The organism is uncultured Aquimarina sp., assembly GCF_947496855.1.
Lineage (GTDB): Bacteria > Bacteroidota > Bacteroidia > Flavobacteriales > Flavobacteriaceae > Aquimarina.
On record NZ_CANMED010000002.1, the window covers coordinates 283,715 to 301,005 of the forward strand.

The 17,291-nt window shown below is 31.2% G+C and carries 21 protein-coding genes and 1 pseudogene; 7 read left to right on the forward strand and 15 right to left on the reverse strand.

What is annotated here, in order from left to right; translation table 11 throughout:
- Window positions 1–230 precede the first annotated feature (230 nt).
- The gene (locus Q0921_RS07285) at window positions 231–434 is read right to left on the reverse strand and encodes a DUF2892 domain-containing protein (protein ID WP_299255488.1); all 204 of its coding nucleotides are present in this window, start codon (window positions 432–434) and stop codon (window positions 231–233) included.
- Window positions 435–730: 296 nt separating this feature from the next.
- Between Q0921_RS07285 and Q0921_RS07290 the strand changes: the two genes are divergently transcribed.
- Window positions 731–868, forward strand: coding sequence for a hypothetical protein (locus Q0921_RS07290; RefSeq protein ID WP_299255490.1), 138 nt, complete (start codon window positions 731–733; stop codon window positions 866–868).
- A 24-nt stretch (window positions 869–892) separates the two neighbouring features.
- A pseudogene (locus Q0921_RS07295) lies at window positions 893–1,336 on the forward strand (methyltransferase domain-containing protein); the annotation flags it as partial.
- Window positions 1,337–1,343: 7 nt separating this feature from the next.
- Here Q0921_RS07295 and Q0921_RS07300 read toward each other — a convergent pair.
- From Q0921_RS07300 to Q0921_RS07335, 8 genes are all read right to left on the reverse strand, one after another.
- Window positions 1,344–1,988 (reverse strand): Crp/Fnr family transcriptional regulator, encoded by a 645-nt coding sequence (locus Q0921_RS07300; protein ID WP_299255492.1) that lies wholly within the window; start codon window positions 1,986–1,988, stop codon window positions 1,344–1,346.
- A 48-nt stretch (window positions 1,989–2,036) separates the two neighbouring features.
- Window positions 2,037–2,480, reverse strand: a complete 444-nt coding sequence (locus Q0921_RS07305; protein WP_299255494.1) for a rhodanese-like domain-containing protein — start codon at window positions 2,478–2,480, stop codon at window positions 2,037–2,039.
- Between the two features lie 3 nt (window positions 2,481–2,483).
- Window positions 2,484–3,896, reverse strand: coding sequence for an MBL fold metallo-hydrolase (locus tag Q0921_RS07310; protein ID WP_299255496.1), 1,413 nt, complete (start codon window positions 3,894–3,896; stop codon window positions 2,484–2,486).
- Window positions 3,897–4,016: 120 nt separating this feature from the next.
- A complete protein-coding gene (locus tag Q0921_RS07315) occupies window positions 4,017–4,814 on the reverse strand; it encodes a sulfite exporter TauE/SafE family protein (RefSeq protein ID WP_299255498.1) in 798 nt (265 codons plus the stop codon).
- 220 nt (window positions 4,815–5,034) lie between these two features.
- Window positions 5,035–5,667 (reverse strand): Crp/Fnr family transcriptional regulator, encoded by a 633-nt coding sequence (locus Q0921_RS07320; RefSeq protein WP_299255500.1) that lies wholly within the window; start codon window positions 5,665–5,667, stop codon window positions 5,035–5,037.
- Window positions 5,664–6,449 carry a patatin-like phospholipase family protein gene (locus tag Q0921_RS07325; protein ID WP_299255502.1) on the reverse strand — a complete coding sequence of 262 codons (786 nt, stop codon included), beginning with the start codon at window positions 6,447–6,449 and terminating at the stop codon, window positions 5,664–5,666. The genes Q0921_RS07320 and Q0921_RS07325 overlap by 4 nt, the downstream gene beginning before the upstream one ends.
- Window positions 6,450–6,461: 12 nt before the next feature.
- Window positions 6,462–7,883, reverse strand: a complete 1,422-nt coding sequence (gene cls, locus Q0921_RS07330; protein ID WP_299255504.1) for a cardiolipin synthase — start codon at window positions 7,881–7,883, stop codon at window positions 6,462–6,464.
- 24 nt (window positions 7,884–7,907) lie between these two features.
- Entirely contained in the window at window positions 7,908–8,744 is an 837-nt protein-coding gene (locus Q0921_RS07335) for a universal stress protein (protein WP_299255506.1), read from the reverse strand.
- Window positions 8,745–9,271: 527 nt separating this feature from the next.
- On the opposite strand from Q0921_RS07335, the gene Q0921_RS07340 reads away from it, so the two are divergent.
- The 5 genes from Q0921_RS07340 to Q0921_RS07360 all read left to right on the forward strand — a co-directional run bounded on the left by Q0921_RS07340 (window position 9,272) and on the right by Q0921_RS07360 (window position 11,414).
- A complete protein-coding gene (locus tag Q0921_RS07340; protein ID WP_299255508.1) occupies window positions 9,272–9,628 on the forward strand; it encodes a VOC family protein in 357 nt (118 codons plus the stop codon).
- Between the two features lie 338 nt (window positions 9,629–9,966).
- A complete protein-coding gene (locus tag Q0921_RS07345) occupies window positions 9,967–10,104 on the forward strand; it encodes a hypothetical protein (RefSeq protein WP_299255510.1) in 138 nt (45 codons plus the stop codon).
- Window positions 10,105–10,335: 231 nt separating this feature from the next.
- Complete coding sequence (locus tag Q0921_RS07350) at window positions 10,336–10,557, forward strand: hypothetical protein (protein ID WP_299255512.1); 222 nt, start codon at window positions 10,336–10,338, stop codon at window positions 10,555–10,557.
- Window positions 10,558–10,591: 34 nt separating this feature from the next.
- Window positions 10,592–11,023: a hypothetical protein gene (locus Q0921_RS07355; RefSeq protein ID WP_299255514.1), complete on the forward strand. Its 432-nt coding sequence runs from the start codon at window positions 10,592–10,594 to the stop codon at window positions 11,021–11,023.
- Between the two features lie 28 nt (window positions 11,024–11,051).
- The gene (locus Q0921_RS07360; protein WP_299256125.1) at window positions 11,052–11,414 is read left to right on the forward strand and encodes a DUF2237 domain-containing protein; all 363 of its coding nucleotides are present in this window, start codon (window positions 11,052–11,054) and stop codon (window positions 11,412–11,414) included.
- A 10-nt stretch (window positions 11,415–11,424) separates the two neighbouring features.
- Here Q0921_RS07360 and Q0921_RS07365 read toward each other — a convergent pair whose 3' ends face one another.
- From Q0921_RS07365 to Q0921_RS07390, 6 genes are all read right to left on the reverse strand, one after another.
- Window positions 11,425–12,705, reverse strand: a complete 1,281-nt coding sequence (locus Q0921_RS07365; protein WP_299255516.1) for an FAD-dependent oxidoreductase — start codon at window positions 12,703–12,705, stop codon at window positions 11,425–11,427.
- A gap of 436 nt (window positions 12,706–13,141) precedes the next feature.
- On the reverse strand, window positions 13,142–13,471 hold the full coding sequence (locus Q0921_RS07370) for a hypothetical protein (RefSeq protein ID WP_299255518.1): 330 nt from the start codon (window positions 13,469–13,471) through the stop codon (window positions 13,142–13,144).
- A gap of 145 nt (window positions 13,472–13,616) precedes the next feature.
- A complete protein-coding gene (locus Q0921_RS07375) occupies window positions 13,617–14,408 on the reverse strand; it encodes a hypothetical protein (RefSeq protein ID WP_299255520.1) in 792 nt (263 codons plus the stop codon).
- A gap of 23 nt (window positions 14,409–14,431) precedes the next feature.
- A complete protein-coding gene (locus tag Q0921_RS07380) occupies window positions 14,432–15,319 on the reverse strand; it encodes a YitT family protein (RefSeq protein WP_299255522.1) in 888 nt (295 codons plus the stop codon).
- A gap of 12 nt (window positions 15,320–15,331) precedes the next feature.
- On the reverse strand, window positions 15,332–15,649 hold the full coding sequence (locus Q0921_RS07385; protein ID WP_299255524.1) for a hypothetical protein: 318 nt from the start codon (window positions 15,647–15,649) through the stop codon (window positions 15,332–15,334).
- Window positions 15,650–15,660: 11 nt separating this feature from the next.
- Complete coding sequence (locus Q0921_RS07390; protein WP_299255526.1) at window positions 15,661–16,497, reverse strand: RsiV family protein; 837 nt, start codon at window positions 16,495–16,497, stop codon at window positions 15,661–15,663.
- Window positions 16,498–17,291: the final 794 nt, after the last annotated feature.

A 17,291-nucleotide genomic window follows, 5' to 3' on the forward strand; every position in this document is an offset into this window, starting at 1 on the left:
AACTTATGTTACACTCGAGTTATTTTATTCTGCCATGTAAAACATAAAAACTCAAAAAAATCATTGTAAAGAACAACTTGTACTTTTATAATTTCTAAAAAACAATTAACTTCTTTATCCAATCATTTGGTGCAATACACTTCAGTTCCCTTATTTAAAAGGTCCTTTTCTAATTGACTTACTATGACAAACTAGTCTTATATTTAACTTATTTTATTAGTTAGAAAAACCTATTTAACCTTACACGTATTTAATCCAACGATAGTATATAACGGACAAAAGCTAATAAAACTAGTAAGTACAAATACTGCAGAAAGCCCTAATAATACATAGCCTATAGTACCTTGTATAACTCCGGTGAAGTATAGTATCCCAATCACGATAGCTACTAGTATTCTTATAATGCGGTCTAAGCCGCCCATATTCTTTTTCATATGCTTATATTTTTTATGTTAAAAAAATTCAATGATTAGCACTACTCCTAACACAATACTCGAACATATAACACAAACAATCAACAATTTAAATCCTTTGTGCATCCGCATTCATTTTTTTGTTTTTAGGTTTTATTTATCAAACAGCTAGCAAATAAGTATCTTGAAAATAAATTAGTAGTTGTTTCTTTTAAAAAATTTGAGTATTATTTTTGACTTTCTCAATTTATTGTGAAACAAATTTATTTAAGAAAATCAGTAAAAGATGTGACAATTGTTACAACTAAGGTTATTTTATGATGCATACCGAAAAACTAAGAACGGCACTAGGAAATATAGATATCTACTTATTAGATCAAATATTAAAAGAACGCTATTCACAAAACGATAAAATCCTGGATGCTGGTTGTGGAAGTGGTAGAAATATATATTAGTTTTACAAAAACAAATTTAATGTATATGCGGTAGATAAGGAAATTGAACAGATCGAATACTTGGAACTCATCTACCCCGATTGGAGTACTAAATTTAGTAATGCCCCGTTAGAGCAATTGCCTTATAATGATATTTTTTTTGATCATATCATTTGTAGTGCTGTACTACATTTTGCTAAAAGCACCGATCACTTTAAAACTATGTTTTCAGAACTTATCCGCGTATTAAAACCTTCTGGAACCCTGTTTATAAGAATGACTTCTGATATAGGGATTGAAGATAAAGTAACACCTATAGAAGATGGAGTTTATAGATTAGGTGATGAATCTGATCGATTTTTACTTACTAAAGAGTTACTATTTCTAATAATGCAAGAACATCAATTATCATTCTTAGAACCTTTGAAATCTACTAATGTTCATGATCTTAGATCTATGTCAACTTTAATACTTCAGAAAAATGGGTAAAATCAGATTAATTTTGATCAATCAGTTCTATAGTTCCTTGTTTTAAAAGTATAAAACCTTCTTGTTCCAGTTTTTTGAGTAATCGCGATATCACTTCCCTAGAAGACCCCAAATCATATGCGATATGCTGATGCGTAGTCTGTAGCGTATTGCGACCTTTTAACTTTGCCTCTTTTTTTAGATATTCTAATAATCTTGTGTCCTTGTTAGAAAATGTTAGTATTTCTATGACATTTAATAGTTCTTCGAATTTAAGATTGAAAAGGTCATAAATAAACTCATTCCACTTGGGATATTTTTTTGCTATGGCAAGAGCTCTGTCTGCTGGAATAATAACAACTTCAGAATCTTCTTCGATAACTGCCTTTACCTGGCTAGTTTCATTCTTTACCAAAGTGATTACAGACATCACACAGCTTTCTCCAGGTTTTATATAATATAATAGCACTTCATTTCCGTGAGTTTGCTCTTCTTTAAAGACTTTAGCTAACCCAGAAATAAGTAATGGAATTACTTTTACATATGCTCCTTGCCTTAAAATTACAGTCCCAGCATCAAATGTATGAATACTACTAATTGCTACAAGTTCAGCTTTTAATTCTGGCATTGTCGCCAACTTTGGGAAATACGTATCTAGTGCTTTTGAAATCAATAGGAACTATTTTTCATTAATTTAATCAATAATTTATTCTAAGCGATACTATCTTTTTGGGTTCTCATTCCAAGCTTTATATCCTCCTTTAAAATCATATATTTTGTTAAAACCTAAAGTGACCAACAGCTTAGCAGCTCGGTGACTTCTCCAACCAGAATAACAATAAATATAAACGGGTTTTTCTTTATCCAATTCTTGAATCGCTACAATAAACTTTTCTTTGTCAGCAATACTAATATTAATCGCATCATCAATATATCCAGCATTATACTCTTTGAGAGTGCGAATATCCACAAACTGAACATCTTTATGTATTACTTCTTTCTTTATTATATTGATATCTACAATGATGATTTTATCGTCTTCTTTTACAGTATTAGACTTTTCATTTCTGGAAATTTGTTGTGAAAAAGCACCTGAAATGCCAAACATCAACAAAATCAGATGTAGTTTAGAATTTATTAATTTGAAATTTACTAGGTATCCCATACATTATTTTAATGTACTTGGACAGACATACTCTGTAGTTTGTATGCCTGCTTCTTTCATTGCTGAAAAGCCTCCGGCAACATCAATAAGATTATGTATCCCTCGACTTTTTAATATAGACGCTGCAATTACAGATCTATATCCTCCAGCACAGTGGATATAGAATGATTTATCTTCAGGAAAATCTTTCATATAATCATTAATAAAATCCAGCGGCGCATTATTAGCCTTATCTAAATGCTCAGCAACAAATTCACTTTCTTTTCTTACATCAAAAACATCTGTCTCTTCTGTGTTAAGTTTATTTTTCAGTTCCTCTGCTGTTATTGATGATACAGTATCGTAATCTTTACCTGCTTTTTTCCAAGCTTCTATTCCTCCTTTCAGATACCCTAACGTTTTATCAAACCCCACACGAGATAGTCGAGTAATCGCTTCTTCTTCTTTACCTTCTGGAGTCACTAGTAAAATAGGTTGTGCTACATCGGCGATCAAAGCACCTACCCAAGGAGCAAAACCACCTTGTATCCCGATAAATATTGATCTGGGAATATGACCTTTTACATATTCGTTTTGATGTCTTACATCTAATACAATCGCGCCTGTTTCATTAGCCAACATTTCGAATTCTTCTGGCGATAATGGTTTGGTTCCTCTTTCCAAAACTTCACCTATATCTTCATATCCTTCCTTATTCATCTTCACATTTAATGGAAAATATTGAGGAGGTGGTAATAAACCATCAGTAACTTCTTTTACGAATTCTTCTTTGGTCATATCGGTTCGTAACGCATAATTCATCTGCTTCTGGTTTCCCAAAGAATCTACCGTTTCTTTCATCATATTTTTACCACAAGCAGAACCTGCTCCATGTGCTGGATATACAATTACATCATCGGCCAGAGGCATAATTTTATTTCTTAAACTATCAAATAATGTTTCTGCCAATTGTTCTTGTGTCATATCAGCAGCTTTCTGTGCTAAATCAGGACGTCCTACATCACCTAAAAACAGCGTATCACCACTAAAAATAGCGTGATCTTTACCATTTTTATCTCTTAACAAATAGGTTGTACTTTCCATAGTATGACCTGGGGTATGTAATGCAACTATGGTTATATCTCCAAGTTTAAATTCTTGCCCATCTACTGCAATAGTAGCATCAAAAGATGGATTGGCATTAGGTCCATAAATGATCTCTGCACCGGTTTCTTTAGCCAGGGTTACATGTCCACTTACAAAATCCGCATGAAAATGTGTTTCAAAAATGTATTTGATTTTTCCTTCATCATTCCTTGTTCTCTCTAAATATGGCTTTACCTCTCTCAGAGGATCTATAATCGCCACTTCTCCCGCACTTTCTATATAATAAGCGCCTTGTGCTAGACATCCTGTATATATTTGTTCTATCTTCATCTGTATTATTTTATATTATACTTCGTAAATTGAAGTCTCCTATTTTTCGGTATTCAGCTTCAAAAATACGACTCATATTATCTTTTTACAGTAACAATTGTTACAAAATCTAAATTAAGGTTACCCCAATTCCTTGATAAGGATATAAATACCCATCACTAAAACAAACCAACCAAATCCTCTTTTTAATTTTTCTCCTTCTATAAAATTCGATAAATACATTCCTATAAAAATTCCAACAATAGAAATCCCTGTAAATACTAATAAAAAACTCCAATCAATATCTAAATTTTCGACATCGCCTAAAAATCCGATGAGTGATTTAATCGCAATGATTAATAAAGATGTGGCCACTGCATTTTTCATAGGCAATCTTGCAAATAAAACTAAAGCTGGAATTATTAAAAAACCTCCTCCTGCTCCAACAATTCCAGTTAACGTCCCCACTACAATACCTTCTATCACAATCAAAGGGTAATTGTAGGATACTTTAGTCTTCTTTTCTGGTGTTTCTTTTCCCTTTTTTATCATAGCAATGGAAGCTATCAACATAATCATTGCAAAAAAAACCATGATCCCTATGTCTTTGGTAATAATAAAGTCAACTATAGAAAAAAGTTTATCTGGTATTGCCGGAATCAAAAACTTTCTGGTCAAATACACCGCAATAAACGCAGGAATAGAAAATATAATGGCAGTTCTGAAGCTAACAAGCCCCTTTCTTAGGTTTTTAATAGCTCCTACTAAGGCCGAAGAGCCTACAACAAATAATGAATATGCAGTAGCCGTTACAGGGTTGATATGCATCAGGTATACAAAAACTGGTACGGTCATTATAGAACCTCCTCCACCTATTAAACCTAATACAACTCCTATAGCCAATGCTCCAAAATATCCCAAAATTTCTATTCCTTCCATTAATTATTTTTTAACAAAAATAACTTCAGGTTGAAATGGTCACAGTAACAATGGTTACATAGGATTAAAATGAGATCGTAGTATCAAAGCTTTTTACAATTCATTTTTATATTCTAGCATACACTAGAATGACAGATAATTATCAGATGGTTTGCATATTCTCATTCCAGCGTAGGCTGGAATATTTTTTCTATCCTAATAAAAAGGGAATTCCTTCGATTTAAAGATTCAGAATTTTAATACTATTCCTGTTTAAATTTATTTTACCTTCTACTTCTAATTTTTTGAGTAATCTGGATATTACTACGCGTGAAGTGTGCAGATCATACGCTATTTCCTGATGCGTATTATGCACGATAATATCCTTATTGACTTTGGTTTTATCTTTAAGATATTTCAGTAATCGTTCATCCATTTTTAGAAAAGCAATATTGTCAATCGTTTCAATAGCTTCCATTAATCTTTTATGATAGCTTTCAAAAACAAAATTCCTCCAAGATTTATACTTTGCAGTCCATTCTTCCATTTTTCCTATAGGAATCATGATCAGTTTAGAATCTGTTTCTGCAATTGCTTTGATCTCGCTTTTATGATGACCAATACAGCAAGATAAAGTCATAGCACAGGTATCTCCTCTTTCTAAAAAATAAAGTAATAATTCATCACCATCCTGATCTTCTCTTAATATTTTAATCGCCCCGCTAATAATTAATGGCATCGACTTAATATAACTTCCTGGTTTTATGAGTTCATTACCTTCGGAAACCTCTTTAAAAGTTGCCACACTATTAATTTCTTCTAATAGTTCATTCTCAAAAAGATGTCCATAATTACTCTTAAGTTCCTGAATCATTGTTTTTGTTTTTGATTCTCAAAATATACTGCTAATTGTTGCTTTGCTTCCTTATATCCAACATCAAATATTTTATCCAGATTTCCACTACTAAAAATTCCGTGATTTATCAGTTCCTTTGGTTGAATGATAAGGTTGCAGTGCTTAAATTTTGTTTCAGAATTAGGCATCGCACGCAGATAGTATGCACGCTGCATTACGTTGTAAGAGTGCTTAAAATCTGAAATTTTCGGTTTTCTTATTGGTGTAACATCGATACCTATTATCATATCACAGGGTTCCTTTAAGGGTTCAATCGGAAAATTATCTAAAATCCCTCCATCAGAATATAATTGATCTTCAATTTTTATTGGAGAAAACATTCCGGGAAAAGCAGCAGAAGCCAATATGGGTCTAATAAGCTCTCCAGTACTAAAAACCATAACCGTCCCCTCCACCAGGTTGGTAGCAGTTACAAAAAGTTTTTTCTCCAGATTTTCAAAAGAGTTTTGAGGGAAATATCTTATTAAATCATCAAAAAATTTTTCAGAATCTAAAAAACCTGCCTTTTTTCTGGTAAATCTATTCAATTTAAACAAAGGCGTTTTACTAAAAAAACCTTTGATTTCTTCTATCGCATAACCACCCGCGTATAACCCCCCTACAATTGCTCCTGCACTTGTTCCGGAAACAAAATTGGGATGTATACCTGCTTCCTCTATTGCTTTTATGGCTCCTAAATGTGCTACTCCCTTAAATCCTCCTCCAGAGAGTACCAAACCTATATTTTTTGATGCTTTCATTATATGTGTTTTCTACAAAACCGGACTGAAAATTTTGGCTACTCCTTCTTTTAACTTTTCTTTCCAAGGCCTATTCACAAAAGTAGCATAGTCTAACTGAATACTCTGTTCACAATCGCTTAAAAAATCATTTTTTAGTTCAATAGCAAACGTATCATCATATACTGCGACATTTACTTCATAATTCTGCTCAAAACTTCTAATATCCAAATTAGCAGTACCTATAGAGGAAATTGTATCATCAGCAACCAAGGTTTTACTATGAAGAAAACCATCTGAAAACAAATAAATTTTAACACCAGCTTCTAACAATCTTTCGAAATAGGAGCGCACACACCATCGTACAACCTTACTATCGGATATATCAGAAAGTAAGAGTCTTACCTCCACTCCACTAAGAGCAGCTACTTTTAATGCCTCCAGAATTGCTTCACCAGGAATGATATATGGATTAGCAATATACACATAGTTTTTAGCTTCATTGATCAACGAAAAATATAATTGTCTTGCAGCCGAGAAATCTTCATCCGGACCACTATGGACAGTTTGAGCGGTCATATTTCCTGTTTTCTTATAGGTTGTAAAGTAAGACGTACTTAAAATATCTTCATGGTTACTTATCAAGTACCAATCCATTACAAAAATTGCCTGTAAACTATGTACAACAGGACCTTCTAGCTGTAAATGCATATCATGCCAGATACCTAAATTAGAGTCACCTGTTACATATTTATCAGAAACATTAATACCGCCAGTAAAAGCTATTTTATTATCTATCACAATGATTTTACGATGATTCCTATAATTTATAGATGATAAAAATTTACCAAATTTAACGGGTAAAAAACTATAGATCTCCACTCCTGCTTTCTGAAGTTTCCGGATATACTTTTTGCTTAAGGACCGGCTTCCTATTCCATCATAGAGAATCCGTATCTGAACTCCTTCTTTTACTTTTTGCTCAAAAAGATCGAACAGCCCTTCAGCCAAATATCCATTTTCAAAAATATAGTACTGCAAGTGTATAAAATGTTCTGCTCTTTTTAAGCTTTCGAATATTGCCTGAAACGTAGTATCACCATTTTTAAGAAGTCTCAGGTTATTTCCTGCACTAGGCGCAAAACCGCAGTTCATAGTAATGAGTTTAATTAACTTTTGATGTTCTTGATATTCTTCTTCGGTTACAGGTTCGTAATGACTTTCTGCTTTTTCTAAATAAGAAATAATTTCATCCGTTCTTTTTAACTGAAAAAGCTTATTTTTTCTTCGATTTCTACCTAATAGAAGATAGAATAACATTCCACCAACGGGAATTGTAAAAATAGCCAACATCCAAGCCAAGGTTTTGGTTGGGCGGATACCATATAATATCAATTTAATGACAATAACCGTTCCTACCAAAAAATAGATAATAAGAAAAGTAGTGTATACCATCTTATGATACGTTTTTGTATAACATTAATTATGCATAATAAGCAACGGAACTCTAGTGCCATAACTTATTTTGGAGGTTTCTGAACCGTGAAAGAATCGATCCAAAAAAGTTTCTCTATGTATAAACATAGCATTCATATCCACGTTCATAATTTGTACAAAGCTATCGATCGCTAAAGGCGTAGGCACATTAGTAATAGAATGAAATGTATGATTGATGTCTTTAAAAAAATCTTTTAAATGCTTCTTATCATCAAAATCAGCAACAGTAACCGTATCGTCTTCTTTTATTTTCAGAATTCTTAAAGAAGCTTTGGATTTAATCAACGTATCGACCAATGGTTCTATATTCTCCTTATTGAAATGATCGTTATAATCGATTGTGTACAATATGGTTTTCAGCCCTTCAAAAGTATATCCTTGTGGAATTACCAATACCGGACAATCAATTTTACGTATCACATTAAGCGTATTACTCCCAAAAACTACTTCTCTTGTTCCAGTTGCACCATTAGTACCCATCACGATAAGATTAATATCTTTAGATTTCACTGCTTGCTTAATAGCATCCGTAAACACATCATAATCAGTAATCCCCAGAAATGTATAATTCTCGTGTTTAATTTCTTGTTGAAGTTTTTCTATGAGAAGGTTTAGCTTTTCTTTTGAATTATGAATTACAGACTGATGGAGTGAGGTATTTGCCGGAGCTGCCATTAGATCATCCATCATATAGTTAGAAGTTTTTTGCACATTGAGTATATAAAATGTACAGAGCTCATTTTTAAAGAACTCCAATGCATAATTAATAGCATTTTCTGCATTTTCAGAAAAGTCGGTAGGTAGCAAAATGTTTTTCATAACCATATGATTTAATACTATAAAAGTAATCCAACAAGGGTTAGGGAACTATGATATTTGTCATACTGATGTAGACTAAAGGACAACTAAAATTTGTGCAGAAAAGAAAATCAGTTGCGTATTCTAGGTATAGAAAATGTAGTTCTTTCGCATTTCAAATGTCAAGACGACTAGCCTTTTAGACTGTCCTTTATTCTAATTTAATCATTATATTACAGGAGTAAAAAACCATATATTATAATTTTAATTAATTTTAATTCGCTGGGATTCTATATTATAATTCAAAGTTTAATAAGATTTTAGAAGGAATTAAAAGTTTATTTTAATTATGTTTCAAGAATACCCTGAATTGATTAAAACTGTAATTGTATTATTAGTTTTGTTGGTAATTGCTATAAAATCTGATACGATTATCAAAACACTTAAGCTCAGAATATCGCAAAAACAGCTAATAGTCATAATATTTGCTGTTTATCTTATTTTAGATATTATACTGTTTTAATTAAAACTTTAATAAACTCATTAAAATGTTAAAAGACATCCATCCAAAACTACCTATGCGGAATAAAACCATTACTAGGGATTTCTATATAAATGGGCTAAGTTTTAAACAATTAGGAAGGGTGGATTATGATGACTACTTGATGCTAAAAAAGGATGCTATCGAGATTCACTTTTTTGAGTTCAAAACACTTGATCCAAAAGAAAATTATGGACAAGTTTATATCCGAGTGGAGAATATTGAAAAGTTTTACCAAGTATTATTAGACAACAGCATAAAAATCCATCCAAATGGATATCTGGAAACAAAACCTTGGAAACAAAAGGAATTTTCTATTCTTGATCCGGACAATAATTTACTAACTTTTGGAGAGCAAATTTAAAATAGTTGGTTTAACTTTTAATGAACGAATCCATGAAAACCTTAAAACTAGTATGCATTGGGATGCTAATGTTCTTTCCAATCCTGGTATTTTCTCAAGGAATGTCAAAAACAGATAAGGCATAAAATATTGTTGCAGCAGTAAATCAAAAGGATGCGAAACTTTTTGTAGCAAATTTCACGAATGGTATAAAAGTCAATAGGTACGGTGAAGATGGTACCTTTGATCTAAAGGTTGATGGTATAGAGGCATTATATAAAAACAGCGCGGCAGATCTTAAGAAACATTCGGATGTTCGCAACGAAATTCAGCATTTAACAGAAACTGATAATAGGCTTATGATGCACGATAAAGTATGGCTCACTCCAAAATATAAAGAAAGTAGTGATATCGTAGAAATTTTTACATTCGACAAATCGGGTAAAATTTCACGAGTAGAGGTACTGCAGCAAAGTAATCTGTTTAGTCAAGAATGATTGAAATAGGTCTTCGAAGTTTTGGCTAGAGAACAACCTCAAAGTAAATCAATAACGCGGTAAGTACGAATTATCTCTATATAATTAACCCACATATTCAATTCATAATTATCAATAAAACGAAGCCACTCCCCTTCTTCTTCAGAAATGTTTACATTTAATTGTTAATCCTGTTTAAACATTTATGAAAAATGTTAAACATTTCGTATCTTTATTTAAAAATTAAAAGGTATGGAACTTATTGAAAAAGCTTTAGAGTTTGAAAGTAGAAAGATGAGTAATATGACTACCAGTGATCGCGTAGCTGCTTCTAGAGAAGCAAAATCACTTGTTTTGGCTATAAATGAAATCTATAAGAAGACACAAGAGTCTAAACTTATGGATATTATGAAACGACTTACTGCTAAGAAAAGAAAAATAGAAAAACGTCTTAAAGGAGTACCAACGGTATAGATTACAATTATTTATAAATCAATAATTTGTCTTTATGATATTAAACACCACATATTCAAACAAAAAAAACAAAGAACAGATCAATGATCTGGTTGGAAAACCTTTTTCACTGATCAATTCAATTAGGCTAAAAGGTATCGGATCTAAACGTATGATCATAGAAAATGTAAGTCCTAACCTGAATAAAATTTTAAATACTGTATCAGATGTAAATTATGGAAGCATTGAATTGAGACCCGGTGGAATTTTAATAGCTATCAATAAAGGATTACAAAATTTCACATGGGTTGTTCCTTACTATCAGTTTTATCTTTACAAAACTAACGGTATTAGTATCCACGCACAAGGCAAGTTTGTTCATTTTAAAAATAATCGTACACATCAAGAAAATATTCCTTTTTTTAAAAAGTTAACACGACTAAAAACAGAATATGATCAAAGATTTCCACATGTAGATTCTATTTAACACAAGATCTTAAACTAAAAAAATGACTATAGAATTAAACGTGCTGGGAACTTCTTTACAACCTTGTTGTTGCGAACCTATGACAGGATATTACAGAGATGGACTTTGTAGAACTAATACAGAAGATACGGGTACTCATATTATTTGTGCAATAGTAACCTCAGAGTTTTTAGCATATACTAAATCCAAAGGAAATGATCTTTCTACTCCTTTGCCTTACTGGAATTTTCCTGGTCTGAGACCCGGAGACAAGTGGTGTCTATGCATCTCTAGATGGCTACAAGCTGAAAAAGATGGAAAAGCACCTCCAATTGTTCTGGAAAGCTGTCATAAGAAAGCACTAACATACACGGATATTGAAACACTACTAGCACACAAACACACTTTCTAAGGAGTTTTTTCTAATTAAATTCGGAAGTGAATTCTTCTACAATCAAGCCATCTTCTAAGGTTTTTATAATTCCTAATGCGGCACGTTCTCCAGATATCATTGCAGCATTTAATGAACCATTAAGCAGCTGATCGCCTGCTAAAAATATGGTATTAGTTAATTTAGTTTCGGTAGCAGAAATTTCATATTGTAAATTTCTAAGCTTTGGAAGTGCATTTTTGATATGATAGTACTTGATAAATTTACATCCTGAAATACCACAAAACTGATCTAAATCTTCTATCACTTTTTCTTTTAACTCTTTCTCATTAAGTTGATGATTTTTAACAACAGTAACTGATAAAAGTTCTTTGTTGGTCGTTCCAGAAGTTTGTAAGCTAGTATGGTAAAAAATATTATTTATCAAAGCATCATTATCAGTAATGAGGCCAATAAGCGGTTTGTCAATCACTCTATCATCAACTTCAAAATAGAAGGTATCACAAGATCTCCATTCCATCTCTTGATTATTGAGATTAGTAATAAGTTGATGTGCCTGTGCAGCAACTATGGTAAAATCACTTTTTAGTTCTTCTCCATTATCTAAGAATACACTGCCATCGATGACTTGTTTAACAGAGGTATTATACAAAAATTTTGTTTTTTCTAATTTATCAACCAATTGATTAACAACTCCTTCGATACCATTTTTTGGTAATGCCGCGAATCCTTCTCCAAACATTTTATACACAAACTGAAACATCCTACTCGAGGTTTCCAGGTTAGGTTCTAAGAAGATTCCACTGAAAAAAGGTTTAAAAAAATCCTTGATCATTTCTTTAGAAAAACCATAACCTTGTAAGTAATTCAGTGTAGTAGTTTCGTTTTCTTCAAAAATTGTAGTGATTGATTTTTTCTTCAGCATTGAGTTAAGTCGCAATACCTTTATTTTATCAGAGAAATTACCTATGTTAGATAATAAAGTAGGTATCAAAAGAGAAGGGTTTCTAAGAGGATCACCAATAACTTTCTGCTTTCCATTAGTAAAAATAGACGCTCCCGATAAAAACGTTTGTAGCGATAATTTCTCGAAATTCAAATATTTCTTAGCTGCAGGGTATGCAGTTAACAACACCTGAAAACCATGGTCTAATTGATATCCCTCGACCATATCCGTCTTAACACGACCACCAGCACGGCCTGTAGTTTCTATAATTACTGGTGAATATCCATAATTCTCTAATACCTGAGCTGCAATTAATCCACTTACTCCACCACCAATGATATGGATTTTATATTCCTCTTTTTTCATACACTATGTGTTTCGATCTCCGGGTAAAATCATTTAAATTACTATCTAATCTCAAATATACAAAGGGTTTACCGTTGCTAATGATAGTTATTGTTAATTTTTGTTTAGTCTTAAAATGAAGGCATCAAACGTTTCACAAAAAACAAAGCTAATACCTTATAGTAGCCTCATAGATTCATAAATTTCATATCTTGCTTAAAATATTATTGGGCACATTTAAAAACTTTTTGAGCACATTTTTTATGAGCTTTATTAGTTATTTTATCTTATAATCCTCAGAGAATGACTGTAAATAGAAATATTATGGCAAGTCAGTCTGTAAAGTCCGGAATTTACGACTGTACCTTTGAGGATTTTTATGTTTTACTTTTCTAGAATTAACAGCTGTTCATCTCCGCAACGCTCTCCTTTTTTTCGGATAATAAAATCTCATATACTAAACATTGCTTTTATTTTCTTGATCTTGACTTCTAAGTGATAACGCAAATTGCATGAGATCAAGATCAGCGTGTACTCCGTAATTACTACTTAAACAACCTTTTACTCCATCATCACAGGCAATTAAGAATAAAATGGAAGCATCACTGGGATCACTTAATCCTTCGTGTCTACAATATTCTATCAAAACACAACCGCGTTTACCATACCCTTTATTTGTTTTACAATCATATATCATATCATCTTTGAATAAAAAATCTACTGTAAATCCTTGTTTCTTTGCATTCTGGATATCTTCCAAAAGTGTTTTATGTGATGATAATATCATAGTATTTTGTTTGTTTTTAATTAATATTTCTAAATTCTAAGCAGTACTTAGGTATTGTTTTTAATACCCGTTTTATACTTGAATTAAATTAAAATTTTCGTGACATAAAACAATTATTAAGGATTGAGGTAACTAAATTGTATCACTATCTAAAGATGATTGAAGCACAGGTTTCCGTATTCATTTTTTGAATAAGTAATTGAACCATTTGTTTTGGAGTTTTTACGACTCCCAATTCTTTCTGGTTCAAAGTCAACTTATTACTATTATTTTCCCAAACAAAGACTTTCCCCCCGGATTTTACGATCCTGTTTTCTTCATTGGATGTTATTCGAAAAGCTTCAAATTTATGATCATATTTAACACCCGCTGGGTAATATAACTCAGTTACAAATTGGGTGCTACCTTTCTCAAAAATATGGCAAACACAATCTCCAATATCTTTTAACTCAGAAACCCGAACCATATTATTCTGAGTAATTTTCCATTGCCCTTTTTGCTGTACAACAACAATATTCATAAGAATAGTACCTTTTTCTGCAATTTTATCATCTATAATAGATTCAAAATCTAATAATGCTGAAACGGTTCCTGCAGTTTCTTTTTGGGTACTATATAAAATTTTATTCGTTTTTATCTTAAGACTATAATTACCATCCTGAACGATATCATTAAGTTGAAATCTAATATTGTCTTTTGTGTAGTTTTTCTTAACGATCGCTCCAGACAGCTTTACATAAGTTGTGTTTCCGGAATACTGTTCGCTATATAGCGCTAATACTTCGGAAACCGAGTTGTCTTTCTCTATAGAATTCATAAGCTCTATATAAGATTCCAAGATTTCTATAACAGGATCAACACTTTCTAATTTATTAGCAGATGCAGTTGCATATACCATAGTGATGATACTACATAGTAGGATATAAGATTTTTTCATAGTATTTATATTTAAAAATATATTTATTTGTTCTTAGAAAGATATCTCCTTAGAACACCTCCTTTGATATGATTTACATCATATTCGATCACAAAAGCATTAGGATCAATTTGATCAATAATTTTATTTACTTTGCCTATCTCAATTCGATTTATAATGGTATGAATCACTTCAAAATTTTCAGCCTTTCCTTGATTTCCATATCCATGAACTCCATTAAATACAGTCATCCCAGCTCCTAATTTGGTTGTAATTGCTTCTCTAATTCGATCATACTTTTTTGATACGATCATCACTCCAATAAAATTCTCAAATCCTTCTATAGTGAGGTCTGTTATTTTTGCAGTTACTAAAAACGCTAGAATAGAATACATAGCAGTTTCTTTGGAAATAATGATTGCTGTAATTGCGAAGAGTATAAAATTAAAAAGCAAGGTCACTTTTCCAATACTTATACCAAAATGCCTATTAAGATATATTCCTAAAATTTCAGACCCATCTAAAACAGCACCATTTTTTATGGTAATACCTATACCTAAACCTAGTAAAAGTCCTCCAAAAATTGAAGTCAATAATTTGTCACTAGTGACCACTTCAAAATTTTCAAAATGAATAAAAACTGCAAAACTAATAATACTAACCAAAGATTTAAAAACCATATATCTAGAGATCGTGAAATACGCCAATATTAGAAACGGAATACTAAGAACTATCAATACTATTGATATATTGATATCAAATAGGCTATTTAATAAAATCGCAATTCCTGTGACACCTCCATCTAAAAATCCATTAGGTAGAAGAAAAGCCTTCAAACCAATACTCGCTAATAGCACTCCTAGGGCAATTTGTATGTACTCATATGCAACTCTTATCATTTGGTTTTTATGTATTGAAGTATTTTTAGTCATTTAGATTCTTATTTAGAATACAGTTATGTAATCTGCAATAGCTTCTGACTGCTGCGGATCCATATGCACGATTGGAATTGAATATAAAACAGGCATGTTAGAACCGAACATTTCTCTAAGACGATTATTTAAATTGCTAAACTGTAATGATTTAATAACACCCGAAATTAATGTCCTATTTACCCTGTTTGTTCTGCTTTTCGCATCTATTTTAGCCTGCACGCAATGTTCTGTGATTATGACTGTCAAAAGATACTTCCCTCTTAGTAAAAATTCTATAATTTCATCAGTTTGTAATTTACTTTTTGGAATGATGAATATCTTGACCATAATTCTTGGTTTTAAGATTTATAGTAGGGCACCTCAGAATTTTCTACTCTTAAAATTGAGGATAGTTCTTCTATTGGTATTTCTAAAAAATAGTTTCCTGCATACGAAGGACATACCGCACAATCGTCAAAATAGAATTTTATATGATCGGAATCGACAACAAAATTATTTTTGAAAACTTCAAAGGTATCTTTAGTAAATTCCCAGCAATCATTAAAAGAATCCTGCCCTACAATACGCGCTTGCAACTCTTGATTTAGTTTAAACAATAGAAACTCCTCACTTTTATTTTCAAACAAATCATCATATGTAATAAACATTCCTGTTTGTACATTATAATTTAAACCCTTAAACATAAAAGAATTATGAAGATCGGCGTCATAATAATTTGTCTTGTATAATAAGATACTTAAGAATTGATTATTTTTAGTGTACACTTTATAATCCAGATTTCTTCTCTTCCTTTCCACATCTTTGAATAAAGGGTCACATGATAAATCATCATTTTGAAGTACTTGCAGAATTGACATCTCTGTTTTTAAATAATTCTTCTCTATAAAAGAATTAAAATTATGGAACAAAGGATTCATTTGTTCATCTAGATAAGGATATTTATAATCAAGAATTAATGAATTTTCTTCTTTATAAAACTTTTTAGTGCTAACAAAATCATTTAACGAAGCTTTTTCCTTTTTCTCTAGCCAATAACCCGACTTCTCTTTGGAGAAATTATGAGATATTAAGAACGGTTTAGAATCTTGTTCAATCAATTGATGATTCGAATCATTTGATATAGTGTTACAAGACATAAGTATTGTAATCAAGGAAATACAAATTAGATTTTTCATCTTTTAAGGTGATTTAATATTGTTAATATTTGATACAAAGCTGCATAAAAAGTTTCATATATTTTTATTTATATTTATAATCATTTGCATAAAATTATTTTATGCAAATGATTATAATGAAACAATTTGAATAAACAATACTGGAATTGATTAATTTCTAAAATATGACCGGACAAAAAACACTTTTACCTAGTTAGAAATAGGAGTGTAAAATAATTCGCTACCAAAAAGAATATAGATGTAATAGAGGTATCGAATGAAGAAAATAATTTTGTTAAAATGATCCTAATACTTTATAAACTCACCAATTTTTTCTGAATTTTTACTATGTTTTCTTCTAAGCTATCAACTAACTGCACCTTCTTTATCTTATCAAGAGTTAATTCGACGCCTTTATCCTGTATTTATAAAATCAGATAAGACATAATATATTTACTAATAAATATTACCGAAACCTTCAATACATCAGATAGTTGTCCATTATAGACTAAGGTTTTATAATTTATTTACTTTATTTCGCTAATATCTTCTTAATAGTATTTGCAATTTCTTTTTTAAAATTCGTGACCCATAACTTTCTTTCAATTACTTCAGTTAAAAGGATAGAAAATTAATTCTGAAGATTTTTTAATCGCAAAGAAACATATGATTGTGTTAAATTCAAATCCTCAGAATTCTTTGTACCACTCTTTTTATCAAATATTCCAGAGAAAACCTGCCGTTGATCAAATAGGAATTGCATAATTTTTTTTTATACAAATCATTATAAATATAAATAAAAACATATGAAATAA